Origin of the sequence: Nitratidesulfovibrio vulgaris str. Hildenborough (assembly GCF_000195755.1) — a bacterium.
Lineage (GTDB): Bacteria > Desulfobacterota > Desulfovibrionia > Desulfovibrionales > Desulfovibrionaceae > Nitratidesulfovibrio > Nitratidesulfovibrio vulgaris.
The window spans coordinates 2,660,668-2,687,461 of the sequence record NC_002937.3 but is presented as its reverse complement, the minus strand read 5'-3'; the positions used below and the strand labels follow the sequence as shown (position 1 = coordinate 2,687,461).

General features: G+C 65.4%; 25 protein-coding genes. 12 read left to right on the top strand and 13 right to left on the bottom strand.

Going from position 1 to position 26,794, the window contains the following annotated elements:
* Positions 1 to 3: 3 nt before the first annotated feature.
* The 3 genes from DVU_RS12035 (at position 4) to DVU_RS12025 (ending at position 4,249) form a co-directional block, all read left to right on the top strand.
* Positions 4 to 264, top strand: coding sequence for a FeoA family protein (locus DVU_RS12035; protein ID WP_010939842.1), 261 nt, complete (start codon positions 4 to 6; stop codon positions 262 to 264).
* On the top strand, positions 261 to 2,459 hold the full coding sequence (feoB, locus tag DVU_RS12030) for a ferrous iron transport protein B (protein WP_010939841.1): 2,199 nt from the start codon (positions 261 to 263) through the stop codon (positions 2,457 to 2,459). Before DVU_RS12035 ends, feoB begins: the two co-directional genes overlap by 4 nt.
* A 137-nt stretch (positions 2,460 to 2,596) precedes the next feature.
* Positions 2,597 to 4,249, top strand: a complete 1,653-nt coding sequence (locus tag DVU_RS12025; RefSeq protein ID WP_010939840.1) for a sensor domain-containing diguanylate cyclase — start codon at positions 2,597 to 2,599, stop codon at positions 4,247 to 4,249.
* A 99-nt stretch (positions 4,250 to 4,348) separates the two neighbouring features.
* Here DVU_RS12025 and DVU_RS12020 read toward each other — a convergent pair whose 3' ends face one another.
* Positions 4,349 to 4,774 carry an FKBP-type peptidyl-prolyl cis-trans isomerase gene (locus DVU_RS12020; protein ID WP_010939839.1) on the bottom strand — a complete coding sequence of 142 codons (426 nt, stop codon included), beginning with the start codon at positions 4,772 to 4,774 and terminating at the stop codon, positions 4,349 to 4,351.
* A 69-nt stretch (positions 4,775 to 4,843) separates the two neighbouring features.
* Complete coding sequence (locus tag DVU_RS12015) at positions 4,844 to 6,082, bottom strand: M20 family metallopeptidase (RefSeq protein ID WP_010939838.1); 1,239 nt, start codon at positions 6,080 to 6,082, stop codon at positions 4,844 to 4,846.
* Between the two features lie 599 nt (positions 6,083 to 6,681).
* On the opposite strand from DVU_RS12015, the gene DVU_RS12010 reads away from it, so the two are divergent.
* Positions 6,682 to 7,386: a TrmB family transcriptional regulator gene (locus DVU_RS12010; protein WP_010939837.1), complete on the top strand. Its 705-nt coding sequence runs from the start codon at positions 6,682 to 6,684 to the stop codon at positions 7,384 to 7,386.
* A complete protein-coding gene (lysA, locus tag DVU_RS12005; RefSeq protein ID WP_010939836.1) occupies positions 7,386 to 8,651 on the top strand; it encodes a diaminopimelate decarboxylase in 1,266 nt (421 codons plus the stop codon). The genes DVU_RS12010 and lysA overlap by 1 nt, the downstream gene beginning before the upstream one ends.
* A gap of 155 nt (positions 8,652 to 8,806) precedes the next feature.
* Here lysA and bioD read toward each other — a convergent pair whose 3' ends face one another.
* The 9 genes from bioD to bioB form a co-directional block, all read right to left on the bottom strand.
* Positions 8,807 to 9,547 carry a dethiobiotin synthase gene (gene bioD / locus DVU_RS12000; protein WP_010939835.1) on the bottom strand — a complete coding sequence of 247 codons (741 nt, stop codon included), beginning with the start codon at positions 9,545 to 9,547 and terminating at the stop codon, positions 8,807 to 8,809.
* The gene (locus tag DVU_RS11995) at positions 9,529 to 10,803 is read right to left on the bottom strand and encodes an aminotransferase class I/II-fold pyridoxal phosphate-dependent enzyme (protein WP_010939834.1); all 1,275 of its coding nucleotides are present in this window, start codon (positions 10,801 to 10,803) and stop codon (positions 9,529 to 9,531) included. The genes bioD and DVU_RS11995 overlap by 19 nt, the downstream gene beginning before the upstream one ends.
* Entirely contained in the window at positions 10,776 to 11,354 is a 579-nt protein-coding gene (locus tag DVU_RS11990) for a hypothetical protein (RefSeq protein WP_223295099.1), read from the bottom strand. The genes DVU_RS11995 and DVU_RS11990 overlap by 28 nt, the downstream gene beginning before the upstream one ends.
* A gap of 14 nt (positions 11,355 to 11,368) precedes the next feature.
* Positions 11,369 to 12,817 carry a beta-ketoacyl-[acyl-carrier-protein] synthase family protein gene (locus DVU_RS11985; RefSeq protein ID WP_010939833.1) on the bottom strand — a complete coding sequence of 483 codons (1,449 nt, stop codon included), beginning with the start codon at positions 12,815 to 12,817 and terminating at the stop codon, positions 11,369 to 11,371.
* A 277-nt stretch (positions 12,818 to 13,094) separates the two neighbouring features.
* Complete coding sequence (locus DVU_RS11980) at positions 13,095 to 13,502, bottom strand: acyl carrier protein (protein WP_010939832.1); 408 nt, start codon at positions 13,500 to 13,502, stop codon at positions 13,095 to 13,097.
* A 99-nt stretch (positions 13,503 to 13,601) separates the two neighbouring features.
* Complete coding sequence (locus DVU_RS11975; protein ID WP_010939831.1) at positions 13,602 to 14,630, bottom strand: SDR family NAD(P)-dependent oxidoreductase; 1,029 nt, start codon at positions 14,628 to 14,630, stop codon at positions 13,602 to 13,604.
* Entirely contained in the window at positions 14,627 to 15,013 is a 387-nt protein-coding gene (locus DVU_RS11970) for a hydroxymyristoyl-ACP dehydratase (protein WP_010939830.1), read from the bottom strand. The genes DVU_RS11975 and DVU_RS11970 overlap by 4 nt, the downstream gene beginning before the upstream one ends.
* Positions 15,010 to 16,638 (bottom strand): adenosylmethionine--8-amino-7-oxononanoate transaminase, encoded by a 1,629-nt coding sequence (gene bioA, locus DVU_RS11965; protein WP_010939829.1) that lies wholly within the window; start codon positions 16,636 to 16,638, stop codon positions 15,010 to 15,012. The genes DVU_RS11970 and bioA overlap by 4 nt, the downstream gene beginning before the upstream one ends.
* On the bottom strand, positions 16,635 to 17,720 hold the full coding sequence (gene bioB, locus DVU_RS11960) for a biotin synthase BioB (RefSeq protein WP_014524529.1): 1,086 nt from the start codon (positions 17,718 to 17,720) through the stop codon (positions 16,635 to 16,637). Before bioB ends, bioA begins: the two co-directional genes overlap by 4 nt.
* An 82-nt stretch (positions 17,721 to 17,802) precedes the next feature.
* Here bioB and DVU_RS11955 point away from each other — a divergent pair, with 82 nt between their 5' ends.
* Positions 17,803 to 18,795 carry a biotin--[acetyl-CoA-carboxylase] ligase gene (locus DVU_RS11955; protein WP_010939827.1) on the top strand — a complete coding sequence of 331 codons (993 nt, stop codon included), beginning with the start codon at positions 17,803 to 17,805 and terminating at the stop codon, positions 18,793 to 18,795.
* A 287-nt stretch (positions 18,796 to 19,082) separates the two neighbouring features.
* Here DVU_RS11955 and DVU_RS11950 read toward each other — a convergent pair whose 3' ends face one another.
* A complete protein-coding gene (locus DVU_RS11950; protein WP_010939826.1) occupies positions 19,083 to 19,451 on the bottom strand; it encodes a hypothetical protein in 369 nt (122 codons plus the stop codon).
* A 146-nt stretch (positions 19,452 to 19,597) separates the two neighbouring features.
* Here DVU_RS11950 and DVU_RS11945 point away from each other — a divergent pair, with 146 nt between their 5' ends.
* The 5 genes from DVU_RS11945 to DVU_RS11925 all read left to right on the top strand — a co-directional run bounded on the left by DVU_RS11945 (position 19,598) and on the right by DVU_RS11925 (position 25,375).
* A complete protein-coding gene (locus tag DVU_RS11945) occupies positions 19,598 to 21,019 on the top strand; it encodes an MATE family efflux transporter (RefSeq protein ID WP_010939825.1) in 1,422 nt (473 codons plus the stop codon).
* Positions 21,006 to 21,890 (top strand): DUF2156 domain-containing protein, encoded by an 885-nt coding sequence (locus DVU_RS11940; protein ID WP_010939824.1) that lies wholly within the window; start codon positions 21,006 to 21,008, stop codon positions 21,888 to 21,890. Before DVU_RS11945 ends, DVU_RS11940 begins: the two co-directional genes overlap by 14 nt.
* A 120-nt stretch (positions 21,891 to 22,010) precedes the next feature.
* The gene (locus DVU_RS11935; protein ID WP_011791779.1) at positions 22,011 to 22,238 is read left to right on the top strand and encodes a NifU family protein; all 228 of its coding nucleotides are present in this window, start codon (positions 22,011 to 22,013) and stop codon (positions 22,236 to 22,238) included.
* Between the two features lie 173 nt (positions 22,239 to 22,411).
* Entirely contained in the window at positions 22,412 to 23,803 is a 1,392-nt protein-coding gene (gene gltX / locus DVU_RS11930; RefSeq protein WP_010939822.1) for a glutamate--tRNA ligase, read from the top strand.
* A 336-nt stretch (positions 23,804 to 24,139) separates the two neighbouring features.
* Entirely contained in the window at positions 24,140 to 25,375 is a 1,236-nt protein-coding gene (locus DVU_RS11925) for an HD domain-containing phosphohydrolase (RefSeq protein ID WP_010939821.1), read from the top strand.
* 259 nt (positions 25,376 to 25,634) lie between these two features.
* Here the strand turns inward: DVU_RS11925 and DVU_RS11920 are convergent, their stop codons facing one another.
* Positions 25,635 to 25,910, bottom strand: a complete 276-nt coding sequence (locus DVU_RS11920) for a hypothetical protein (protein ID WP_010939819.1) — start codon at positions 25,908 to 25,910, stop codon at positions 25,635 to 25,637.
* Positions 25,911 to 26,164: 254 nt separating this feature from the next.
* On the opposite strand from DVU_RS11920, the gene DVU_RS11915 reads away from it, so the two are divergent.
* Entirely contained in the window at positions 26,165 to 26,794 is a 630-nt protein-coding gene (locus DVU_RS11915; protein ID WP_010939818.1) for an FMN-dependent NADH-azoreductase, read from the top strand.

Sequence of the window (26,794 nt, the reverse complement as noted above, 5' to 3'; positions counted from 1 at the left end):
CACATGGGTTCGACCATCTCCCTGCGGCAGTTGGCCGTCGGGCAGGCGGCACGGATAGCCACCGTGTCGGCACAGGGTGAACTTGGCAGGCGTGTCCGCGATATGGGGCTTGTGCCCGGCGCGGAAGTCGAGGTCGTGGGCAGGGCACCCCTGCGCGACCCCGTGGCCCTGAGACTCAAGGGGTTCACCCTCTCGCTGCGTAACAACGAGGCCGACTTCATCACCGTTGAAGTGATGGAAGCCGACGGAGGGGAGAAGGCATGAGCCGCAGATTCGTGGTGGCCCTCGCGGGCAACCCCAACTCGGGCAAGACGACGGCGTTCAACGAATACACCGGGGCGCGCCAGCATGTGGGCAACTACCCCGGCATCACCGTCGAGAAGAAGGAAGGCTACGCCCGGCTTGACGGGCGCGACATCCACATCGTCGACCTGCCCGGGACCTATTCGCTGACGGCCTACACGCAGGAAGAGGTCGTGGCCCGTTCGGTGCTGGCAGATGACAGGCCGGATGTGGTCATCGACGTGGTCAACGCAGGTGCCCTTGAGCGCAACCTCTACCTCGCCGTGCAAATCATGGAAATGGGCGCACCTGTCGCCATCGGGCTGAACATGATGGACGAGGCGCGCAAGCAGGGGCTTCGTATCGATGCGGAACGCCTTGCCGGCCTTCTCGGGGTGCCGGTGGTCGAGACCGTGGCGCGCACTGGCGAGGGGTTGCAGGAACTTCTGCGTCAGGCCGTAGCGCTTGGCGAGGCCCGCAGCGCCACGCCGTGGACGCCGCTTTCCATCTCCTACGGTGCCGACCTCGACCCGGTCATCCGCCGCATGGAGAACTTCATCGAGGAACAGCAGTTCTTTGCGGGGCGGTATCCCGCCCGCTGGGTGGCGCTCAAGTATCTTGAGAGCGACGAACATATCATGAACCTCGGGCGCGAAGCCTCGGCCGCTGCCTCGGCCCAGCTTGAAGACATGGTGCGTGAAGTGTCCGACCACCTGAAGGTGACACTCAACAGCTACCCCGAAGCCGTCATCGCCGACTACCGTTACGGCTACATCTCTTCGGTGTTGCGGCAGGGCGTCGTCACACGGCACGACGAACTCGCCAACCGCATGGCCCTTTCCGACCGCATGGACATGGTGCTCACCCATCGCCTGATGGGCCCCCTGCTCATGCTTGGCGTGCTGTATGCCATCTATCTCGTCACCTTCTCCATCGGCGAGATTCCCATGGGATGGGTCGAGGCGTTCTTCGAGTGGCTCAAGGGCATCGCCTCCGACAGCCTGCCTGAAGGGTTGCTGAAGTCGCTCATCATATCGGGCATCATCGACGGTGTGGGCGGCGTGATGGGCTTCGTGCCCCTGATCATGCTCATCTTCCTGCAAATCGCCTTCCTCGAAGACTCGGGCTACATGGCGCGCATCGCCTACATGCTCGACAGGGTGTTCCGCGTGTTCGGCCTTCATGGCTGCTCTGTCATGCCGTTCATCGTGGGCGGGGGCATCGCGGGCGGTTGCGCCGTGCCCGGCGTCATGGCTGCGCGCACTCTCCGCAGCCGTCGCGAGAAGCTTGCAACACTGCTCACCGTGCCGTTCATGGCGTGCGGTGCGAAGGTACCCGTGTTCATCCTCATCGTCGGCATCTTCTTCGCCGAGAATGAGGCGTCGGTGCTCTTCGGTCTGACACTGGCGGGCTGGGCCACGGCGTTGCTTGTCGCACGGCTGCTGCGTTCCACCGTCATCAAGGGGCCCTCTACGCCCTTCGTCATGGAACTGCCCCCGTACCGCCTCCCCACCATGCGTGGCCTGTTCATCCACACGTGGGAGCGTACCTGGCAGTACCTGAAGAAGGCCGGTACCGTCATTCTGGCCATCTCCGTGCTGCTGTGGCTGGCCATGACCTTCCCCAGCCTGCCCGAGAACGTGGTCGCCGACTTCGAGGCGCGTAGCGCCACCGTCGCCGCTTCCATCGAGCAGGGCAAGGAGGCAGGGCAGGACACCACCGAACTTGAGGAACAGCTTGCCGCCCTTGATGCCGAACGGGCCGAGGCCGCCCTTGAGCACTCCGTGGCGGGCAGCATCGGACGCACACTCGAACCCGTGAGCCGCTATGCGGGATTCGACTGGCGTACGAACATCGCCCTTGTGGGTGGTTTTGCAGCGAAGGAGGTCATCGTCTCCACGCTTGGTACCGCCTACTCGCTGGGTGAGGTCGACCCCGAAGATGCGGCACCGCTGGCCGAACAGATCAGGAACGACCCCAACTGGAATGCCGCCACGGCACTCTCGCTGCTGGTGTTCGTTCTCCTGTACGCCCCCTGCTTCGTAGCCGTAGTCGCCATCCGTCAGGAGGCCGGTTCGTGGGGCTGGGCGCTTTTCAGCACCGCGTTCAACACGGTACTGGCCTTCGGCGTCTCGGTAGCGGTCTATCAGGTCGGCACGCTGGTGCTGCTGCGATAGCTGTCACCGGACACAGGACTGCCGGAAGGGGCACCCCGTAGGGGGTGCCCCTTCTTCATATGATATTCTAATGTATTGAGGGGGAGGAAACGGTAGGATAGAGTCAGCAGGCTGGGAATGCGACCTGAGAGGTTCGGATGAAGCGTTTCGACACGTTGCAGGGCAGGCTCGTCTTGTTTGTACTGCTGCTGTTCGGTGCACCGTTGCTGGTAGCCCCTCTCGTGTTCCTGTTGTTCTTGCGACAGCCGTTCGTTGCGGATGTGTCGGCCGACCTGAATGCCGAATTGGCCCACCATGCCCGTGTCCTTGATGGATTGCTGGACGGGTATGCGGGAAGGGTGCAGGTGCTTGCGGCGACCATCATGCTGCATGATGACTCACTCTTGAGTCTTGAGGACCATTTTCGCGTCGTTCAGAGTGCAACACCTGATTTCGATGATATTTTCGCTGTTGGCCCGGATGGGACGGTGGTGGCGGGCATCAAGGCGAAACCGGGGCTTGCCCTCGGAGACCGAAGCTACATACGTAGCGCCCTCGATGGGCGTCGCGTCGTTTCCGAGGTCGTGAAGTCGCGGGTCAGTGGCAAGCCCATCGTGGTAATCGCCGCCCCCTATCGGGACAGGGCGGGTGCTATCGCCGGTGCCGTGGGGGGCGTGGTCGACCTCACGCGGGTCAACATGGTGCTGCAGAGTCTTCGCCTGCGCGATGGTGGAACGGCATTTCTGGTTGGACGCGACGGCATCACGCTGACAAAGGGCCGGACACTCGGCACCGACGAAGTTGCCTCGTTACGCGCACTTGCCGGGGATGACGGGCGTCGTTTCATGGTCATGCAAACAGCGGAAGGCACTGACGTGCTGCGTGTGGCGCGGTTTGCCAAGGGGGGGGAGTGGCTTCTCGTGCGCGAGTTGCCGCAGGACGTGGCACTTGCGGGACAGCGGCGTGCGGCTTTGGTCGTTCTGCTGGTGAACAGTGCCATCGTACTCGTCCTTGTACCGTTCGTGGTGCGCTTCGGACGAACCATCGTCCGGCCTACGCGGCTGGTGGCTACACTTTCAGGAAGGATTGCGGCCGGAGATTTCCAGCCGGAATGCGAGTTTGTCGACCTTGCTGCCGCACCTGTCGAGATACGACAGTTGTACAAGAACTTCTGTACCATGTCGGCCCGACTCGGCGAACACATGCGGGCGCTGGAACGCATGGCAGTTACCGACCAGCTTACCGGGTTGCACAACCGTCGGTATGTCGCCGTTGAAGGTGCCAAGGTGGTGGATGTGTGCTGGCGTGGCGGGCGACCGTGCAGCTGCCTGATGGCTGACATCGACCGGTTCAAGACCATCAACGACACCTATGGACACGAAGCCGGAGACGCCGTGTTGCAGGCTTTTGCAGAGGTGTTCCGCGGAGGGCTCAGATGGTCGGACATAGGGGCGCGCCACGGCGGCGAGGAGTTCGTGGTCATAGCCCCCAATGCCGATACCCGCGACGCCGTGGTGATTGCCGAACGGTTGCGTGTGGATGCCGCTGCGCTTGTGGTGGAGTTCGGTGGACACGTCATTCGTTTCACGGTGAGTGTCGGGGTAGCCTCGCTGGATGAACACGGCGGAGACGGGAATCTGCTGGAAGAGCTTCTTCGCAGGGCGGACACAGCGCTGTACCGGGCCAAGGCCGAAGGGCGTGACAGGGTGTGCGTGTGGCGTGAAGGCGATGGCGACGGACCCTGCCTGCCCGGGAAGGCTCCTGATGGGGCTACTTCTGCTGACGGCGATGGCGGTCGGGGCGAGGCCTAGACATCTTTCGTGGACGGACATGGAAACGGCGCGCACCGTGGGGTACGCGCCGTTCGTTGCGCATAGGGCAGACGGCGGGGTGCGCCGCCCGGTATAGGGCTACAGCACTTCGACCAGTTCGATGTCGAAGGTGAGCGTCTCACCCGCGAGGGGGTGGTTGGCGTCGAGGGTCACGGCTTCGTCGGTAACTTCGGTGACAGCCACTTCCATCTCGCCGCCATCGGTCATGAGCTGGAGCATCAGGCCCACTTCGGGCTCGATGTGCGGCGGAACCTGATCGCGCGGCACGGAGATGACCAGTTCTTCAAGGCGCTCGCCGTAGGCGTCTTCGGCGGGGATGACGACCTTCACGGCATCGCCTGTCTTGCTGAGGCCGAGCACGGCCTTCTCGAAGCCGGGGATGAGCATCCCTTCGCCAAGAGTGAATTCGAGCGGCTCGCGGTCGCGCGACGAATCGAACTCGGTCCCGTCATCAAGGGTCCCGGTGTAGTGCACGCGAACCGTAGCGCCGTTCTGTATTGCCATGATGTTTCCTTTTGTGTGGGTGGGTAAAGCGGCATTCTCGCCCGCCCGTTGCAGCATGTCAAAGCGTTTTTACGCGGTCATTCCCGTTGCGCCGCCCTCCGTGAACAGGAGTGCGGCACGAACGAACGTCTCGGCCCCCAGCGCAAGACAACGCTCGTCGAGGTCGAAGCGCGGGTTGTGGATGGGAACGTCGCCACCGCATCCCACGAAGAAGAAGCATCCGGGAATCCGTTCGAGGAAGCATGAGAAGTCCTCGCCCCCGAGCGTGGGGGTGGGCGTCGTCACGGCCTGTTCCCCTCTTGCCTCGACCACCGCGCGGCGCACCACCTCGGCCACTCGGGGGGTGTTGATCACCGGGCCGTGGCAATAGTGGAAGTCGAGGGTGGCGGTGGCTCCCATGGCTGCACAGACGCCGTCTGCCACCGTGCGGATGCGGTCCTCCCATGCGGCACGCACATCGGGCGAGAAGGTGCGCACCGTGCCCGCCATGCGCGCTTCACCGGGAATGACATTGTAGGCCGTACCGGCATGAAGCTCGCCGATGGTGAGGATGACGGGTTCCAGCGGGTCGGTCATGCGGCTCACGACCCGCTGCAGGGCACCCACGACCTGTGTCGCCGTCTCCAGCGCATCGACGCAGAGATGGGGGGTGGCGGCGTGCCCCCCCCTGCCATGCACGGCAAGTTCGAAGCGGTCCATGGCGGCCATGAGCGGCCCCGGCTTCACGCCCACCGTGCCGACAGGCAGCGAGGGCCACACATGGGCACCGAGGCAGACATCCACCTTCGGTTCGTCGAGAACGCCCTCGGCTATCATCGGGGCGGCACCTCCCGGGCCCTCCTCGGCGGGCTGGAAGAGGAAGAGCACCTTGCCCCGCAGTCTGCCGGGTTCTTCACGGACGATGGCGGACAGCATCTCGGCTGCGCCAAGGAGCATGGCCATATGCGCGTCGTGCCCGCAGGCGTGCATCCTGCCTTCGTGCCGTGACGCGAAAGGCAGCCCCGTGGCCTCGGTCACGGGCAGGGCGTCCATGTCGGCCCGCAGCATGACCACAGGCCCCTCGAGTCCCGTGTCGAGAAGGGCGGTGACACCCGTCGTGGCGATGCCGGTGCGGACGGGCAGCCCAAGCCCCGACAGGGTTTCGGCCACATAGGCGGCGGTGCACCTCTCTTCGAAGCCCGTTTCCGGGATGGCGTGCAAGGCACGACGGTGCGCGATGATGTGCGACTCGACCTCTGCGGCAAGGCGTTGCACTGTTGCCCCGGTGTGCGGATGGCGGGTGCCGGAGTGTGCGGTATGACCTGACAAGTTGGCCTCCGTGGGCGGTTTGCGAAGACGGGGCGTGCCCGTTCCGGTATTGTCGCTGCTGTGTCGTCCTCGTCACCCCTGCATGGCTTCGCCGGTAAGGCGGCAGTGTCCCTCTGCACAACGTCCCCTGACGTGCAGCCGGTGTCCATCAGCGCCATGGTGCGAGGGATGCCGACGGAACAGGCATCCACTGGTGAAGAGGAGAAGGACACCCGAGCGCCGCCAGTGCGGGCTGGCTTGTGCGAATGGGTATGGGGCGACTGGGATGCAGCGTATGGAATTACCCGGCTTCCGTATTGACAGCAATGATTTGTGGCTATAGTGGTACTAATCAGTACCACGCATGGCGGCGTCGGCCGCAAGCACAGGAAGCAGGCAGAGACTGTCTTCAAGTTCCGCCTTCTTCGTAGTTCTGCCGATGCTGCGTGCGTTGCCATCTGCTTGGTCAGAGGTGCGGTGGCGGCCTTCCGGAGGCCGGACTCGATGGTGCGGCCCCGGGCAGGTCGTGCGATATGCATGACGCAGGGGCACCGCCCGTACCCTGGCGGCGATGCGGAAAGGTACCGCCGCATGTGCGGCACAGAGAGAGGAGACGCGCGATGGAGACCATCCTCGCACTACGCAAGTTCGGATTCACGCAGCAGGAGTCGTTGCTCTACGTCACCCTGCTGCGCCACGGGGCCATGACGGGCTATGAGGCTGCCAAGGCTGCAGGTATCTCGCGTTCCAACGCCTATGCCGCGCTTTCCAGCCTCGTCGAGAAGGGGGGCGCTGTGGTCGCCAGCGGTGATGCCAGCCGCTATGTCCCCGTACCCCGGCATGAACTGCTTGGGAACCTGCGGCGCGACACGGAGGCCACGCTTGCCTTCCTCGATGCCAACCTGCCCGAGGAACAGCCCGACGAGACGCCCTATCTCACCGTCGCGGGACTGGCGAACACCGCCAACAAGATACGCAACATGCTGACGGGTGCGACGCTGCGCGTCTATGCCTCGTTGCATCACGAGAATCTTGCCCTCTTCCGGCGTGAGTTCGAGGATTGCGTGGCACGCGGCCTCAAGGTCGTCATCCTCTCCGACACCGACCCCGCCATCGCGGGAGCCGTATTTCTGAAGAACCGGGCTGGCACCGGACATGTGAAGCTCATCGCCGACACCAGCGAGGTCATCGCGGGACTGCTGGAACCCGGCGTGAGCGGGCGGTGCCTGTATTCGCGCAACGAGCATCTCGTCTACCTCATGCGCGAGGCCATCCTGCACGAAATGGAACTCATCCGCATCCGCGAAGGCAAGGAAGCAGAGTGATGCCCAACGTACGATCCACCTACACCGACGCCGTCGGCTTCTTCGGACTCACCTCGCCCACCGAACTGGTCGAGACCTATGGCAGTCCGCTCTATGTCTACAGCGAGGCCATCCTCCGCCAGCGTTGCCGCGAGATGAAGGCCCTCTCGTCGCATCCCGGCTTCCGCGTGAACTATTCCGCCAAGGCCAACAGCAACCTCGCGCTGCTCCACATCATCCGCGAGGAAGGGCTGGTGGTCGACGCCATGTCGCCCGGCGAACTGTTCATGAACCTTCGGGCGGGCTTCTCCCCCGACAAGATTCTCTACGTGTGCAACAACGTCTCCGCCGAAGAACTGGGCAATGCCGTGTCGCATGGCCTGCTGGTGAGCGTCGATTCGCTCTCGCAGCTTGACCTCTACGGCGAGGTGAACCCCGGCGGGCGCGTGATGGTGCGCTTCAACCCCGGCATCGGGGCGGGCCACCACAAGAAGGTGGTCACGGCGGGCAAGGAGACGAAGTTCGGCGTCGACCCCGCATCCATCGATGAGGTGCGTACCATCCTCGCACGGCACAATCTCACGCTGGCGGGCATCAACCAGCACATCGGCTCGCTCTTCCTCGAACCGGAAAGCTATGTCGAGGCTGCGCGTTTTCTGCTCACGCTGGCGGAACGCTTCGACGACGTCGAGGTCATCGACTTCGGCGGCGGCTTCGGCATCCCCTATCACAAGTACGACAACCAGCCCCGTCTCGACCTCACCGCCATGGGGGCGCAGTTCGACGACCTCATCTCCGGCTGGGCGCAGCGGCGCGGCTATCGCGGGCGGTTCCTCGTCGAACCGGGGCGCTACGTGGTGGCCGAATGCGGCCTGCTTCTCGGTTCGGTGCATTCGGTGAAGTCCAACGGTGCCAACCGCTACGTGGGTACCGACCTCGGCTTCAACGTGCTGGCGCGTCCCGTCATGTACGACGCGCACCACGACATCGAGGTGTACCGTGAAGACGGAGCCCCCTCGGACCTGCTGCTGCCGCAGACCGTTGTGGGCAACATCTGCGAAAGCGGCGACATCATCGCCAGGAACAGGCCCCTGCCTCCGGTGGAGGAGGGTGACATCCTCGGTGTTCTCGACGCCGGTGCCTACGGTTATGTCATGAGTTCCTCCTACAACCAGCGGATGCGCCCCGCCGAGGTGCTCATCGACCTCGAGGGCAGGCCTCGCCTCGTGCGGCGCCGCGAGACGCTGGACGACCTTGTGGCCATGTACGAGGGGCTGGGGCTCTAGCCCCCGTCACGTATACGTCGACGTTTCTCCGGAAAGGCGCGGGTGCTCCGGGAGTGCACCCCGTCTGCCCGGAGTGCGCCCCCGCACCGCATTCTCCTGCCGCGGGGCGGGGGCGGCCTTCCGGCCCATGCCGTAGCCACGCGGGGTATGGGTGACTACAGGCCGAGTGCCGCGTCGATGACGGCGTCGGCAACGGTCAGCGCAGCTTCGGGCGGCGCATGAAAATCAAGGATGGGCGGCACGATGCCGCTCACGGATATCCCTGACAGCATGGCCACCGCTTCCATGTTGTCGTGGACAAGGTCCGAAGGGGTGGGGCGTTTTCCGGATGCAACGAAAACGATCCCTGCCGGCGTCACGCCTCTTCGGGTCATCGCCTCCACGGAAAGGAGGGTGTGGTTCACGGTTCCCAGACCGTCCCGCGCCACAAGCACGGGGCGCGCATCCGCCGCCCGGATGCAGTCGACGCACAGCGCGTCGGCGGTGAAGGGCACCATGAGCCCGCCCGCACCCTCCAGAACGAGGCAGGCATGTGTAGCGCGCAGGATTGCCAACCTGCGCATCAGGTCTTCCGTCTCCACGCCGTTGCGTTCGTCCCGCGCGGCGTGGAGCGGAGCCTTGGGTGCCCTGAAGCACCATCCCACCGCTTCCGCAGGATCCCTTTCCGCCAATTCCGGCACATGCCGGTAGACGAAGGCTGCGTCGCTGTCCGTGTCATACGGGTCGCGGCAGCCCGTCTGCATGGGCTTGGCGTAGAAGGGGACCATCCCCCGTCTGAACAGCGCCCTCATCAGCAACAGACTCACCACCGTCTTGCCCACCCCCGTATCCGTACCGGTGACGAAGAGGGGCGCAGGCAGACGTGGTGTCGCGTGGTTCATCTCGTGTGCAGACATGTGTGAACGGTCTCCTTGCAATACGTGATGTCGTCGTCGGTATGGGCGGCGGTGACGCTGAAGCGCACGATGGCGTGCCCGTGGGGGACGGTGGGGTGTCGCGCAGAGAGGGCCAGCACCCCTTGGGTACGAAGTCTTCGGGCCAGTTGCGTTGCCTGTGCCTCGTCACCTGTCTCAATGCACAGGATATGGGCGTCGCCATGCACTGGCAGGCCGCAACCGGCCAGCCCCTCGCGCAGTGCGCGGGCGTTGCGGGCGAGGCGTGCGCGTGCGTCGTCCATGCCCGCCATGCGGGGCAGCAGACGCAACACGGCAGCGGCGTGGGCTTCAGGCAGGGCCGTGGAGTGCATGACGGCAGAGGCGAAGTTCTCAAGCGACTCGCGCACGATGCGCGGCATGAGCACGAACGCACCGAAGAATCCCGGTCCCTTGCCCAGCGTGCCCACGATGACGTCGGCGGCGGGGGCATTCTCCGTTTGTCCCCATGCAAGGCCGCGCCCGCCTTGCCCCAAGGCACCGCAGGCATGGGCCTCGTCAAGGATGACGAAGGCCCCGTGTCGTGACCGCAGGGTGGCGAGGGCGTCCATGGAGGTCACTGTGCCGTCCATGCTGAAGAGGGATTCGGTGAGTATGACGGGGCTGGCGTCCCCGTGCGGCGGCGGGGATGCCGTCGGACATGTCGCGGGCGGGGACGACAGGGGCGCCCCCTCTGTGAGAGGTGCGGCTGATGCCGTCTCCGCGGTTGTTTCGTGTCTCCACGCGGTCAGCCTGCGGTCGAGTCGGGCGAGGTCGCCGTGGGGATAGGTGACCGGGTGTGCCCCACACAGGGGCACTGCCCGCGCCATGCTGGCGTGGATACGCCTGTCGATGAAGAGGGTGTCGCCCGTGTGCAGCAGCCCCGTCACCACGGCGAGGTTGGCCTGATAGCCGCTGGGCAGGAAGAGGCAACTCTCATATCCGAAATGTTCGGCCCATGCAGCTTCGGCTTCGGCCACCAGCGCGGAATGTCCGGCGGCAAGGCGTGATGCCGTGCCCGAAGCAGGGTGGCGGGCGAAGCAGTCGGCGACCTCGGCACGCCATGCCGCATCATCGGCAAGGCCGAGATAGTCGTTGGAGGCGAAGTTGCAGAGTCGCTGACCGTCGAGGATGACGTGGCGAGTCGTACGCGTCTCCGGTGTCATGACAGTGCGGTCGAGACCCGCAGCGCGTTGCGCGTCGAGGCGCAGGGTCAGGCGGTGCAGGAACGGGTGAGCCATGCGAAGAGTCTCCGGTAGCGTGGCGCGAGGACGGCCTCGCGGTATATGTTGTCGTAGGGGACGCGACCGAAGAGCATCGCACCCTGCCCCACCCACCGTACCGCGTGCTCTACAGTACGCCCCACCGTCTGTTGCTTTGTGGTCACCTCATCAGGGCCATCGAGGGAAAGGGTCATGTCGTAGGATGCCGCCCCCTGTGTGAGGGCTGTGAGGCGCACTTCGATACGGCAGCAGCCGTCAAGCGGCGTCTCGGGCCAAGGGCAGTCGGTGATGCCAAGCAGGAAGGCATGGTCTGAGAAGTCGCCCAGAAACCGCAGATGCATGGCCCCGGCTTGTGCCATGGCTTCCACCGCGTGCCATGCCGGGGTGCGGCTGTACTGGCGCACTGCGGTCAACCCCGAGGTGTCGTAGCGCGTGATGGCGTCCAGAAGCACGAAACCGGGGGGCGTGTCGTCGGGGAGTGCTTCACCGGGGAGATGCGGGGGGCAAGGGGACGTGTGCGAGGCCCTCTGTGTGCCGTCCGTGAAGATGGCGTCGTGTGCTGTCGGCATGGCGTGACGCGGCATCACTGGCCCGCCCTTGTTACGGCAGGCATGACGATGAGCGCGGCATTCTGCCCCCCGAAGCCGAAACTCTGGATGAGTCCCGGCCCTTGCGGGAAGGGACGTGGTTCGCGCACGAGGTCGAGTCCTTCCGCTGCCGGGGAACATGGGGTGTCGAGATTGCGGATGGACGGCAGCACGCCGCACCGGGCGGCCCGCAGCATCAGCGCGCATTCGGCGAGTCCGCAGGCGGAGGCGAGGTGACCTGTCCATGACTTGAGGGCGGTGACGGCGGGGCGGTGCCCCGCGTCGGTGAAGACGCGTTGCAGAAGCAGGGCTTCGGCGGCGTCTCCGCGCGGTGTCGAGGTGCCGTGCGCTGCCACCCATGCGATGTCGCCGGGGGTGAACCCTGCGTCATCGAGGGCCTTGCGCACGGCGCATTCGGCGTGATGCGCCGTGGCATCGGGGGCCGTGAGGCTGGCACCGTCCAGTGTCGCGCCGAATCCGAGAATCTCGCCGTGGATTGTAGCCCCCCGCGCACATGCAGCGGCTTCCGTCTCCAGTACGAAGGCCGCACCGCCTTCACCGGGGACGAAGCCGCCATGCGCGGCGTCGAAGGGCCGCATGGCACGCAGGGCCTCGGCATGGGAGGCCGGGCGCGCGTTGGAGTGCCACAGGGCGTCGGCCCGTGCGTAGCCCAGCATCCCCCCCGCAGAGAGGCGGGAGTCGCCGCCCGCAGCCAGCACCGTGGGGGCGAGACCGTGCCGCACGCGGCGGTATGCCTCTCCCAGTGCCTGCAAGCCTGCGGCGCAGGCCGTGCCTACGACCAGCCCTTCACCATGGATGCCGAGGCGCTGCGCGATGGCCGAGGCGGCGGTGTTGGGCAGCCAGCGCAGCAGCCACAGGGCATCAAGTCCGGGGTGGTCGAGTCCTGCCGTATCGCGGGAGAGGCCATGTCGCGCCTCATCTGGGCCATCCACGCCATTCATGCCATTGACGCCGTGCGCGGCGGTGGGGCCTCCATGCGTCGAGGTCGCGCAGGGAGAGGGCGCATCGCCTTGTGTGTCGCCAGTCCCGGAGACGTCGCAATGGCAGTGCGGAAAGTCCGAGGTGATGTCGAGGTTGGGACCATGCGCGGTGACCAGCGCCGCCCCGTCGGGGGCCGATGCCCCCCATCCAGCATCGCGTGCTGCGCCGAGGGCCGAAGCCAGCGCGAAGAGACCGCCCCGCGAGAGATAGCGGCGGTGTCGCCAGTGGTCTGTCGCCTGTGCCGGGTCGAAGGCGTTCACAGGGCACCATGCGGCCCCCGGCAGCACCGGGGCGGGCATGAAGGGCGGGGTGCCGTGGTGTAGGTGGGCGGCAAGGCTGGCGTCGTCGCCCAAGGGCGTGACGCAGTCCATGCCGGAGATGACGACGCGCATGCGGTTGCCCGTGGCGTCTTGCGTGCGTTGGTGATGTGCGGAGTCGTTCATGGCGATGCGATGTCAGGTGGATAGGGCCCACAGATGGAGTGCAGGCGGGGTGCTGATGGTTGTCGGGCTACTTCGCAAGGCGGTGTCTGTGCGCCCGTCAGTGCAGTGCAGGGGCCAGTCGGGGTGCCGGTGGGCACGTCAGTCTGTGTGCCAGTCCGGGGGGCCGCCCTGTCCCTTGACTGCGGGGTGCCGCCCGCACGTCGGTGAGAGGACAGGAGTGACGGGGCCTGGTGTCCATGCCCCCCTTGTCCCCTGTCTCTTTCCCCGTCCATGCCGGTCAAACCTCTCCGGTGCGCTGCACGTCGTTGCGTACGTGGTCGACGTAGGCGGTGATGTCAGCCAGCGTGAGCACAGGCGGTGATGCGGGGGCGCGCAGTGCCTCGACGATGGATGCCACCCGCCGTGCTGTGAGGTGCGGGTAGACGCTGGCAAGGTGCTGTGTCGCATCGCGTCTCTCTCTCTCGGCCTCCATGAGGTGGATGCGAAGTGAACGCAGGAAGGCCGCGTCGTCATCCACGGGGATGCGGCAGCGGCGGTTGAGACCCGCGCCGATTTCCAGAAGGTCGATGGACTCGCAGGGCAGGTCTTCGAAGAGACGGGTCGCGGGCGTGAGGGTTTCGGGTGCCACCTCGAAGATGTCGGCGACGATGGCGCGTACCGTGTCGAATGCTGGTGTCTCTGGCATGGGCTTCTCGTGGGTGGGCGTCCGCCCACTGTTGATGGTTCGTGGTGTCTGGACGGTCTGTTGCGGTGTGTGCTGCGGAGGGCGGCTTTCGGGATGCCATCAGCCCGTGCGCCGTGTTCCTGAACCTGTGCGCGGCGTTCCGGCGCGGGGCTTTCCGGCGGTGAAGCCGCCGTCGAGGGTGATATGGGTGGCGTTGAGCGATGTCGCCGCCCCGGAGAGGAGGAACATGAGCGTGCCCACGACCTCGTCCACGGTGACGAGACGCCCGGTGGGGACGCCATCGGCAAGCTGTGTGGCGGTGTGTGGGGTGGGCACGGCGTGGGCAGTCCCGTCTCGGTAGGGCGCGTCATTGCCCCGTATGAAGTCCGCCCCGCGCCCCGCATCCACCCACCCGAGGCGCAACGAACAGGTGGTCACCCCGCGTGATGCCAGTTCAAGACCCGCACTGCGGTACAGGGCCTCGCCCGCTGCCTTGGCTGCGGCATAGTAGCCCTGCCCGTGCGCTGCCATGGCTGCTGCCGTCGAGGAGACGAAGACACAACGTCCGGCCCTCTCCGCCAGCATCGCCCGACTGACGGCGCGAAGGCATCGGGCCCGCAGGGCGATGTCGTCGATGGCCCACCGGTCGATGTCGTGGACGTGGGCGGCAGCGACCAGCGTCTCGAAGCGGCCATGCATGAAGTCCAGCATGTGGCGGGGCGGGGTCCCCAGTGCGTCCGCGCACCGGTCGGGTAATGATTCGGCACTCTCGACGGGCAGCACGGCATACGGTGCGTGTCCCGTATGTCTACAGACACGGCACCTGTCTGCCCCGCCGTTGGACAGGTCAGGCCTGTTGCTGAAGAGGTCAGGCCTGTTGCCGGAGAAGTCAGTGCCGCCGTCGGGTATGCCCGCTTCACCGGGGGCGAGGGCGGCAAGGATGCGCCCTGTTCCTTCGGCATTGCGGGTTGTCAGGGCCACGGGATGTCCCGCGGCAAGTAGCGCACGACCTGCGGCAAGCCCCAGCGTGCTGGAACCGCCGAGGATGAGCACCACTCCGGGGGCGATGTCATGCTGCGCGTGAGCGACGGCGGTGGGGCGTCGCGTGCCCCCCGCGTAGTCGTCACCATCCTTCTGGTGCAGAGTCATGCCGTTGTTCCTCTTGGCGAGGTATGCAGGGCCGCCTCTCCGTCAGCGCCCGTTCTGTCGTTATCCGTTCCGGCATCGCCCGTCGCGTCTGCCGTCGTCAGATCGCCTCGCACCAGTATGCCCCCCTGAGCGTCCATGAGTGTACAGCGCACAGTGAGGTCGGTACGTTCCATGCGAAACGGGTGACGACCCGGCGTCACGAACCGCCGGAAACGAAAGCCCGTGGCGCCCTGCGTCGCAAAGTCGGGCCATACGGTGCCCGCTTCCTCCACGAAGGCGCGAAGCAGCAACGAACCGGGCACCACGGGCGCACCTTCGAAGTGGTCTGCGAAGAGCGGATGGGTGGCGGGAAAGAGGAACGTTCCTTCGTGGACGGTCTTCACACCACGGTCTCCCCGGTGCGAGCCCCGTCCGGTGTGTCCGGCGTGTTGGCCTTGTCCGGGTTGTCCGGGCCGTCAGGGCGCTTCGTCCACAATCCCCCGTCCGCCCCGTGTTCGGTGACGGCGATGATGGCGCCGCGTACGGTATGCACCAGTGTCTCCAACTCCGTCTCCGTGATGGAGAGGGGGGGCATGAGCACCATCACGTCCCCCAGCGGCCTTACGATGACGCCACGCCGTCTCGCCTCGAGGGTCACGCGATGGCCGATGCGTTCTTCGGGGCGATAGGGGGTGCGGGTCTCGCGGTCGGCGACCAGTTCAATGCCGGTCATCACGCCAACGCGGCGTATGTCGCCCACATGGGGCAGGTCGTTCAGCGGGGCCAGCAGTGTCGCCAGTCGTTCGATGCGCGGACGCAGGGTCTCCAGCGTGCGTTCCTCTTCGAAGACGTCGAGCGAGGCGAGGGCCGCGGCGCAGGCGAGGGCGTTGCCCGTGTAGGTGTGTCCGTGGAAGAAGGTACGGAAGTCGGCGTAGCCCCCCAGAAAGCCATCGTGGATGTGTTCCGTGACGAGGGTCGCCGCCAGTGGCAGATAGCCCCCGGTGATGCCCTTGGCGAGGCAGAGCATGTCGGGCACGACGCCCTCCTGTTCGCAGGCGAACATGGTGCCCGTCTTGCCGAAGCCCACGGCGACCTCGTCTGCCACCATGAAGACGCCATGGCGGTCGCAGAGGTCGCGCAGCCCGCGCAACCAGCCGCGGGGCTGCACCAGCATCCCCGCCGCGCCCTGCACCAGTGGTTCCACGACCACGGCGCACAGTTCGTGCCCGTGGTGCCGCATGAGGCGTTCGACCTCGCCGAGGCACGCCATGCCGCATGTCTCCGGCCTGAGGTCCGCAGGGCAGCGGTAGCAGTGCGGGGCGGGGGCGCGCACGGGGTCGAAGAGCAACGGCCCGTAGATGCCGTGGAAGAGCGACATACCCCCTAGCGAGACGGAACCGATGGTGTCGCCGTGGTAGGCGTTGCTGAAGGCCATCACGCGGGTGCGGCGTGCATCGCCCTCCGGGGCCTGCCGATGGTACTGGAAGGCAATCTTGAGGGCCGCTTCCACGGCGGTGGAACCGCTGTCGGAATAGAACACGCGTGTGAGCCCTGCCGGGGCGATGGCGGTGAGACGTGCCGCAAGTTCGATGGAGGGCGTACCGCCAAGGCCGAGGAGTGTGGAGTGGGCCACGCGGTCGAGTTGCCGTCGTATGGCCTCGTCGATGTGCGGATGGCGGTGACCATGGACGTTGGTCCACAGCGACGAGACGCCGTCGAGATAGCGGTTGCCGTCGGTGTCGATGAGATGGTTGCCGTCGGCAGCGTCGATGATGCACGGTTCACTGCCCATCCAGTCGCGCATCTGGGTGAAGGGGTGCCATACATGGGCTGCGTCGAGGCTGCGGAGGCGGGCTGTGCGGGAGGCGGCACAGGGTGGCGTGCCAGCAGCGTCAGCAGCGTCATGCGCACCAGCAGCGTCAGCAGCGTCATGCGCACCAGCAGCGTCATGCGCGTAATGCAAAACGGGCGCGGTAGCATCATCATGCGGCATAGGCGCGACACGGCTGTTGAAGGGAGAAGTGCTCATGCGCGGACTCCGAGGGTGGCGAGCATGGCAAGGTCGTCCGCCATATCCCGTCCCGTGGTTGTAAGATAGTTGCCCACCATCATGCCGTTGGCCCCGGCAAGGAATATCCACGACTGCCACGGGCCGAGGGTCGCCTCGCGGCCGCCGCACACGAGGATGTCACGCGCCGGGTGCATGAGTCTGTAGATGGCGATGCTCACAAGGGCGCGCATGGGTGGCATGGTGGGGCGGTGTTGCAGCGGGGTTCCCGGAATGGGCGACAGCAGGTTGACGGGGATGGAATCCACGTCGAGTTCGCGTAACGTGGCCGAGAGTTCGATGCGCTGGGCGTCGGTCTCGCCCATGCCGAAGATGCCGCCGCTACATGTGCGCAGCCCGGCAGCCCGTGCGGCACGCACGGTGGCGATGTCGTCGTCGTAGGCGTGTGTGGAACAGATGGCCGGGAAGAAACTTCTAGAAGTCTCAAGGTTATGGTGGTAGCTGGAAAAACCCGCCTCTTTCAGGCAGGCGGCCGCGTCAGGCGTCAACTGCCCCAGAGAACCGCACAGGGCGATGCCTGTTTCGCGTCGGATGCGCACCGCCGCCTCGCACAACGTGGCGAGTTCACGGACGGTCAGGCGCGTGCCGCTCGTCACAATACCATAGCGCTCGGCTCCGGATTGGCGTAGCTCTTCTGCACGACGGAGAAGGGTCTCCGCGTCGAGAAGGGCATGCACGGGACTGCCCGTGGCATGGTGCGAGGACTGTGCGCAGAAGGCGCAGTCTTCCGGGCAGCGGCCCGACTTGGCGTTGACGATACCGCACAGCGCGGCGGGGCCGCCCTTGTGGACTGAACGAATCGCCTGTGCGGTGGCGAGGATGTCGAGGGCGTGCTTCTGCGGAAGTTCTGCCACGGCAAGCGCTTCTTCGACGGTGATGCCTTCGGGCATCGTGTTTCGGGCATCCGGGGGGATGTCGGCATCGCAAGGCCCACGGACGACGTCATGGGACGGTCGTGCAAGACCCTGCGATGTCGGGGGGAGCGGTTCCGGGGTGCGCTGCGCCAGAAGGCGGCGGCGCAGGTTTTCGAGCAGGTTGTGCATGGTGTACCTCGCGTATCGCGAGCGACTAACCGTGCCTTCTCTTACTGTCAACGAGAGACGCTCTAGAGGGTTTACAATTATCATGGACGACAGGGGCAGAAACGGGACCCGTCGTCGAGTACTCGAACGCTTGTTCGAGGCCGATGGATGGTGCTCCGGCGAGGAGCTTTCAAGGGAACTCGGGGTCAGTCGCGCTGCCGTGGGCAAGCATGTCAGGGCGTTGCGTGCGGCGGGCTATGTCATCGAGGCGGTGACGCGGCGCGGCTACAGGCTGGACAGGACCACAGCCCCCTTCGAGGCGGCAGAGGTACTGCGCGGACTTGCCACAGAGGTGTTCGGCAAGGTCGGTCTGCACTGGCACGAGAGCACCGACTCGACCAATCGCGATGCCGTGGCGCTTGCCGTAGGCGGTGCCTGCGAAGGCACTGTCGTGATGGCCGCACAGCAGCTGGCAGGGCGAGGGCGTACGGGCAGACCATGGGTCTCGCCGCAGGGTGGCGTGTATGTGTCGCTGGTGCTGCGTCCCCGCCTTTCTCCGCAGGCGGCCCCGCTGGTGACCCTCATGACGGCGGTCGCCGCCGCAGAGGCTGTCGAGGCCGTGACGGGCCTCATGCCGGAGGTCAAATGGCCCAACGACCTGCTCATGGCGGGGCTCAAGGTCTGTGGCAACCTCACCGAGGTGGGACTCGTCGCCGACATGGTGGACTGGGTCGTCACCGGCGTGGGGGTGAATGTGAGTACCCCGGCGGAAGCCCTCGTCGATGCGGGCGTCGCCGCCACGTCGCTGCAGACGGAGTGCGGCCGACCTGTCGCAAGGGCTGATGTCGCCCGCGCCTTTCTGGAACGTGCCGAACACTGGTACGGTGCACTGCGCGAGGGAGACACCGGGGCCGTCATCACACGCTGGAAGGAACTTTCGGATATCGTGGGCCGGCATCTGCGAGTGCGCCACGGCGATGAACTTGTCGAAGGGCGCGTGGCGGACATGACCCCTGAAGGCTGGCTGTGCATTCTGGCCGGAAACGGTACGCTGCACAGGCTGCATGCGGGAGACGTCATTGACAGCCGGGTCTGACGGCCTATCTTTGTCCGACGCGTGATGCCCCGTAAGCCTTGCGCGCATCGCGTCCCGTGAGAGTCCTTATGATGCCCCGCATGATACCGGACGAGTAGCCGGGTGTGCTGCCGGGTATGCTGCCATGTATGCTGCCGGACAGGCGCTGGCGTACGCGTCAGCCATGCGTTCCGCAGGGCTGCGGGAGAACATGGCGCCATACGATGTGCGTCATGCACGTATCCTCGGCCTCATGAGTCGAGCACGCACGGGCACCGGGTCCGAGGGGGCTTCTGCAGCCCCCTGTTTCAGGCCGGACGGGGATATCTGTCAGGGCGCAGGTCGATGGCGGTGCCCTGTCCACCCGGATGGCACTGCGTGTCGCGGGCAGCTTGGCATGGGGGACGCCCTGCTTCGTCAGAAGAAGGCGCGGGGCCCATGACAATGGGGTCTCCGGTGGCGGCCGCGAGGCGTTCGCGCTCGCGGCGCAGCCTCTCAAGCTGCTTTCCGGTGTCGTCCAGCCATGCGTCGAGCGCACGCAACAGGTGCTCTTCGGGCTGTACGCGGCGACCGAGTTCGCGTGCCGTGTCAAGGATGCGGTCAAGGCGTTCGCGGCGTGCGGCACCGATGTCGAGAGTGAGCGCGGGGGTCTGCGGGGTTTCTTTGAAGTGCGACATGACAACCTCCTGATGACGGGGTTGACGGCGGATGCGCTTCGGGGCTTCAAGCAGAGACCCTGAAGCGGACAGCGACACGGTCATGGTACGGCTACCGTGTGACGCTTGCAAGACACAGTCGTGCACCATCGGCGGAAGGCACAGGCGTGACGGTCACATCATCCATAGCGGCGGGCGACGCCTCCTTCAGGGGCATCTGGCGGCTCACATGGCCCCAGATGCTCATGATGCTCTTCCAGTTCATCATCGGCTTCACCGACGTATGGGTGGCGGGGCGCATCAACCCCGATGTGCAGGCCTCTCTCGGCATCGTCAACCAGTGCATGTTCTTCCTGCTGGTGGTGGCGGTGGCCCTCTCCAACGGGGCCGTCGCCGCAGTGGGGCAGGCCCTTGGCGCGGGCCTGCTGGCCCGGGCCCGGCGTTACGTCTCGCTCATCCTCTGGGGCGGCGCGCTGTGCGGCGGCGTCGTGGCGGCCTCGGGCCTTGTGGCTGCCGACGCGCTGCTGCATGTGCTCATGGTGCCGGAACGCATAATGCCCGTGGCCTCCTATTTCTGGCATGTCTACCTGCTGACGCTGCCCGCCCACTATCTTTTCACCATCAGCAACGCCGCCTTCAGGGCGCGCAAGGATGTCATCGCCCCGTTGCTGACCATGGTCGTGGTCAGCGTCGTCAACGCCGTCGCCAGTGCCGGTTTCGGCCTTGGCCTGTGGGGGCTGCCGGACTTCGGTTATGCCGGGGTCGCGTGGGGGACGTTCTGGTCGGTGCTGGCAGGGGCTGCGCTCAATGTGGTGCTTCTGCGGCGCGGCGGCATGGTGCAGGGTGTTTCGATGCCGCCCTGGCGCTGGATACGGTGCGGCGCCCCCTACCTCGTGAAGGTGGCGGCACCCGCAGCTGCCATGCAGGTGCTGTGGCACATGGGCTATCTGGTGCTCTTCGCCATCACGGGGTCGCTGCCCGCCCCGGCGGACAGCGTGAATGCGCTGGCGGGGCTGACGGCGGGCATGCGCGTGGAGTCGCTGATCTTTCTTCCGGCCTTCGCCTTCAACATGACGGCCTCCATTCTCGTGGGGCATCTGCTGGGAGCGGGGCTGCGCGATGACGCGCGCCGTGTCGGGTTGCGCCTGCTGGTGATAGGGTGCGGCAGCATGACCGTGCTGGCGGCCCTGCTCTGGCCGTGGGTGCCCGAACTCTCCGCCATCCTCACTCCCGATGCGGCCGTGGCCGCGCAGACGGTGAGCTATCTGCGCTACAACCTCGTATCCATTCCCTTCACCGTCGCCAGCATGACCCTCGGGGGCATCATGACCGGGGCGGGGGCCACGTTCTACAACTTCATCGTCTACAGTTCGGCCACATGGTTCGTGCGCCTTCCATGCGCGTGGTTCATGGGGCATGTGGTCTGGCGCGACGCGGCGGGGGTCTTCATCGCCATGCTCGTCTCGCAGGTCTTTCAGTCTTCGACCATGTTCTGGCTTTTCCTGACCAAGGACTGGAGCAGGTTCAGCATGATGCGCCGCGCCAACGGTACGACGCACAAGGGAGGCAATAGCAATGTCCGCGACTGATTTCTCGCCCGTCACCCTCGATGCGATGCAGGACTATCTCGCCCTTTTCGCACGGACGCCACGCCGTGCCTCGGACTACAGCTTCACCAACCTGTGGGGATGGGCAGAGCATTACGGCCTCGAATGGAGGTTCGAACACGGACTGTGCTGGTTGCGGCAGACCCTGCCCGAAGTGCGCTACTGGGCCCCCGTGGGGCCGTGGGGCGACATCGACTGGGCATCCTGCACATGTCTCGGCAAGGGGATGGAGTTCATCCGCGTACCGGAAGAACTGGCAAGCCTCTGGCGCGAGGTGCTGGGCGACAGGGTGACGGTGCAGGAGACGCCCGGTCAGTGGGACTATCTCTACGATTCCGCCGACCTCGCCGACCTCAAGGGTAACCGCTTCCATCGCAAGAAGAATCATGTGAACGGTTACGCCAAGGCCTATGGCATCGACTACCATCCCCTCACCCCCGATTGCATCGAGGCCGTCATCGAGATGCAGGAGGAATGGTGCCAGTGGCGCGAGTGCGCCGAATCCGAGTCGCTGCTGGCCGAGAACGAGGCTGTCATCCGGGTGCTCGAAGAGTGGGACAGCATCCCCGGCCTCGTGGGGGGCGCACTCTATGCCGAGGGGCGCATGGTGGCCTACACCGTGGGAGAGGCCCTCGACGACGAGACCCTCGTTGTGCATTTCGAGAAGGGGCGTGGCGACTACCGTGGCGTCTATCAGGCCATCAACCAGCAGTTCGTGCAGTACGAGGGGGCCCGCTTCCGTCTGGTGAACCGCGAGCAGGACCTCGACGACGAAGGGTTGCGCAAGGCCAAGCAGAGCTACTACCCTGTGGACTACCTGCGCAAGGCCACGGTGCGCATCGCTCCCGTGTAGCACGGTCAGGGGGGCTTCGGAGGGGACGGTGCGAGCCTCCCTCGTTTGACACCCCCTGCGCAAAGGACGTAGAACAGCGCGGCCCTGCGGGGCCACATTCGCTTGAGCGAGGATATTCCCATGCGTGACAAGGTCGAACAGGCTCTCGCCATAGTGCGCCCGTTGCTCCAGCAGGACGGCGGCGATGTCGAACTGGTGGACATCACCCCCGAAGGCGTGGTGCGCGTGCGCCTCACCGGACGTTGCAAGGGGTGCCCCATGTCGCAGAAGACGCTGAAGAACAGCGTCGAGAAGATGGTGCTCAAATTCGTGCCCGCCGTGCAGCGTGTGGAAGCCGTAGACGCCTGATGTAGAATTCGCACCACGCAACTGCACGTGGTGCGGGAGAACGCCTTGCCGGAGTGGCTGCCCGGTTCGTGTCGGCATCGTATCGACGCATCGCCACAGTGCGACACCTGCGTGGCCGGTTCCACAATATCATACCGGCGGGCCTTGCCCGCCGTTCCTGTCAGGGAGAGAGCATGAGCAACGTGGTGACGCGTTTCGCCCCCAGCCCCACGGGGCACCTGCACATCGGCGGTGCCCGCACCGCCATCTTCAACTGGCTGCTGGCCCGTCATTTCGGGGGCCGTTTCGTCCTGCGCATCGAAGATACCGACACCGAACGCTCGAAGCAGGAGTACACCGACTCCATTCTCGCCTCCATGAAGTGGCTTGGCCTCGACTGGGACGGCGACCTCATCTACCAGAGTGAACGGTTCGACATCTACAACAGCTACATCGACAGACTGCTCGAATCGGGGCACGCCTACTGGTGTGAATGCCCGCCCGACGAGGTGGAGAAGATGCGCGAAGAGGCCCGCGCCAAGGGACTCAAGCCGCGCTACAACGGCCGCTGCCGCAGCCGCGACCTCGGCCCCGGCGACGGGCGTGTCGTGCGCCTTAAGGCCCCGGCCGAAGGCCGCATCGTGTTCGACGACCTCGTGAAGGGCACCGTGGCTTTCGACGTGGCCGAACTCGACGACATGGTGTTGCGCCGCAGCGACGGCGCGCCCACCTACAATCTCGCCGTGGTCGTGGACGACGCCACCATGGGGGTCACCCATGTCCTGCGCGGCGACGACCACCTTTCCAACACGCCCAAGCAGATTCTGCTGTATCAGGCCCTCGGCTTCGACCTGCCGCGCTTCGGGCATGTGCCCATGATCCTCGGTCCCGACCGCAAGAAGCTCTCGAAGCGCCACGGGGCCAAGGCCGTCATCGAGTACGAGCAGTACGGCCTGTTGCCGCAGGCACTGGTCAACTACCTCGTGCGCCTTGGCTGGTCGCATGGCGATCAGGAGATTTTCGCCCTCGAGGAACTGGTCGAGAAGTTCGGCACCGAGAACCTCAACAGTTCCGCAGCCGGTTTCGACCCCGACAAGCTGGAGTGGCTCAACGGGCATTACCTGCGCGAGACGTCTCCCGAAGAACTTGCACGCCTTGTGTTGCCGTTCGTGGCTGCCGAAGGCTTCGATGTGGACGCTTCGCGCCTCGCACAGCTTGTGCCTCTCTTCCGCGAGAGGGCGAACAACCTTGTCGAACTGGCCCGTGTGATGCGTTTCATGCTCGTCCCCGCCGCCGAGGTGGAGTACGATGCCGCCGCTGTCGCCAAGGCACTCACCGAAGAGGGCAGACGCCATGTGGCGGGGGTGCGCGAGGCTTTGGCCGCCCTTGGCACCTTCGACCGCGAGGGGTGCGAGAAGGCCATCCACGACTACGTGGAGGGCAACGGACTCAAGTTCAAGCAGGTCGCCCCGGCGGTGCGTGTCGCAGTGGTCGGTGCCATGGGCGGCCCCGGTTTGCCGGACATGATGGCGCTTCTGGGACGTGACGACGTGCTGGCGCGTCTCGACAGGGCCGTGGCTCTTTAAGGCTCGTTCCGCGCTCTGATTCTCCGGCACGCGCCGGAAGCGCATGCGTCAGATTGCAAGGGCATCCCGTCTAGGGGTGCCCTTTTCGCTGTGCTGCGCCCCGCCATGTCGAGTCGCGCGCATCCCCGACATGCCTTGCCGCGTGGTCGTGCCGGGTATAGAATGGCACCTAGTCTGTTCCGGGATAGCCGATGGCGATAACCGTGGGGATACGTTCGAATCGCGGGTGGATTCGAATCCTGACATATCAAACAGCTGGTGCAGTATATGGGGAAGCGCTTGGACGTTCAGCTTGAAGTGGACAGGGCCCAATTGCTTCTATGCATGTCGGAGGCCATGGAACTCGCATGCCCGACGCTTGCCGGGCATCAGAAGCGTGTGGCGTTCATCGCCGGCGAGATTGCAGCGGTACTCGACCTGCCGGAGGTGTTGCGGCGGCGACTCTTCGTCGCGGCCCTCCTGCATGATGTGGGCGCTTTGTCGCCGGAAGAGAAGATGGACCTCTACGCCTCGAAGGTGGAGGAGTGCGACACGCATTGCATCCGCGGTGCGCGGCTGCTGCATCAGGTCGATGGTTTCGGCGAGGAAGGGCGCGTCCTGCGCCTGCATCATGCCACACTTCGCGACGGTAGCCTCGCCGATGTCGATGAGGACACCGCGCGCCTCGCCCAGATTGTGCACCTTTCCGACCTCGTGGACCGTGCCCTCGACCGTGGGCGCTACGTCCTGCATCAGGCGGACACGATGTGCGACATGGCCCGCGACCTCGCACGTTGCGACTTCGAGGTCTCCATCGTCCGGGCCTTCCTCGAAGTCGCCCGGCGTGAGGATTTCTGGCTTCAGATGGTGCTTCCCACTCTCGGGCAGCATCTTGAGGCGATTTCTCCCTGCCGTGGCGAGATGCTCGATGCCTGTGGGGTGGAAGTCCATGCCGGGCTGGTGCAGGGCATGGTCGACTTCAGGTCTTCGTTCACGGCGGCGCATTCGGCAGGGGTCGCCGAGGCGGCCGACGCACTCGGCGGGTATTGCGACCTCTCCCCTGAACGCCGTGTCGTACTGCGCATCGCCGGATTGCTGCACGACCTTGGCAAGATGGCGGTGCCCACGTCCATTCTCGAGAAACCGTCAGGCCTCACGAAGGCCGAGTTCGCCTTCATGCGGCAGCACACCTTCCATACCTACAGACTGTTGCGGGGCGTGGACGGCCTTGGCGGCATGGCTGCATGGGCGGCCTATCACCACGAGAAACTGGATGGTTCCGGCTACCCGTTCCATCTTGAAGGCAGGGCACTCGACCCGCAGGCCCGCATCATCGGCGTGGCCGATATCTTCACGGCCATGGCAGAAGACAGGCCCTACCGGAAGGGGCAGGGGCGGGAAGGCGTGTTGCGGGTGCTGCGGGACGAATGCACGACGGGTCGCGTGGATGGTGAGCTTGTGGAGACCGTGGCCGAGTCCTATCCAGACATGGTCGGGCGGGTGCTGGATGCGCAACATGCGGCGCGCAGCCGTTTTTCCGACGTGTTGCAGCCCGCAGGGGAGAAGGGCGCAAAGGCCGATCAGTCGACCTGACAGGGCAGGATGACGGGGCAATGGACGCCGTACGCCTGATTCGCCGGGCTGGAATCGTGGCCTGTCACGGGTTGCCAGATGAGCGTGCAGCATCGCCGCGGCGTTCTGCCGTACCCCGCTTCGAGTCTGCGAAGAGAGGCCTCTGATTCCTGCATGTGGCGGGTCTGTACGGCTGGGCCCCGGCCAAGGCCCGCTGAAGGCAGGAACGCCGGACAGGTGCCAGCCTGAAGGGCACGGGGGCCGTCAGCGGTCGCGCGGCCTACTGCACGGTCTCTTCTTCGGCCCCGCGCTGTTCAGTGCCGTCCGTGGTGAACATGCGCCACTGCACAGTGCCGTCGTCATAGCGTTCCGGTACGACCCGCAGGATGGGCGTCTCTTTCCATGCATAGAGCAGGGTCTGGTCGGGCCAGATGTCGCAGCGCATGTTGGCTGCGATTTCGTGCGGTTCGAGTGCGGACACATCCACCCCGAGTTCTTCGAGTTGTTCGCGCAGCAGTTCTTCGATGCGATGTGCGACGGCGTTTCCGAAATGCATGATGGTCTCCTTGGGACGGCGTATGCGCCGCACTGTGCAGATAGCGCATGACACTGCGTGTCGCAACCTGTGACCGCGTCACCGTGCAGGTGTCGGAAAGGCACCACAGGCATAGGGGGGAAGCTGGGCACGACGCCCATCTTTGTGGCGGCTTTCCGCTTTTTCCTTCGCCGGGGCTTGTGCGTATGCGTGGGGCTGGCTATCTTGAGATAGTGTCTCATGGCTAACAGACCCTGTGACGACAGGAGGTTCTCATGGCTACCATTCTGTATATCAAGGCCTCCCCGCGTGGAGAGCGCTCGCATAGCGTGACAGTGGCCGACGCCTTCGTTAAGGCCTACTCCGAGGCCAATCCCGGCGATGTCGTCCGCGTACTGGACGTCTTCGAAGCCGACCTGCCAGCCTTCGGCACGGACGCTGTCGTGGCGCGGTACCTGTCGGGGCAGGGCGACCCCCTCTCTCCGGCACAGGAGGCTGCATGGGCCGCCGTGAAGCGGCAGGTGGAGGATTTCAAGACGGCAGACAAGTACGTCATAGCCCTGCCCATGTGGAACTTCAGCATTCCGTGGCGCCTGAAGCAGTTCTTCGACATCATCATCCAGCCGGGTCTGACCTTCTCGTATGACGAGCAAGGCTACCATGGTCTGGTGACAGGGAGGCCCGTGCTCGTCTCCTATGCCCGGGGCGGAGCCTACCCCGCCGGAACCCCGGCCGAAGGATGGGACTTCCAGAAGCGGTATCTCGAGCACATTCTGGGATTCATCGGCTTCACCGACATCCGTTCCGTCGTGGTCGAACCCACTCTGGCGGGTGGCCCCGATACGGCACAGGCCAAGCGGGCCGAAGCCGTGGAACAGGCTCGCCGTATGGCACTGGAGTTCTAG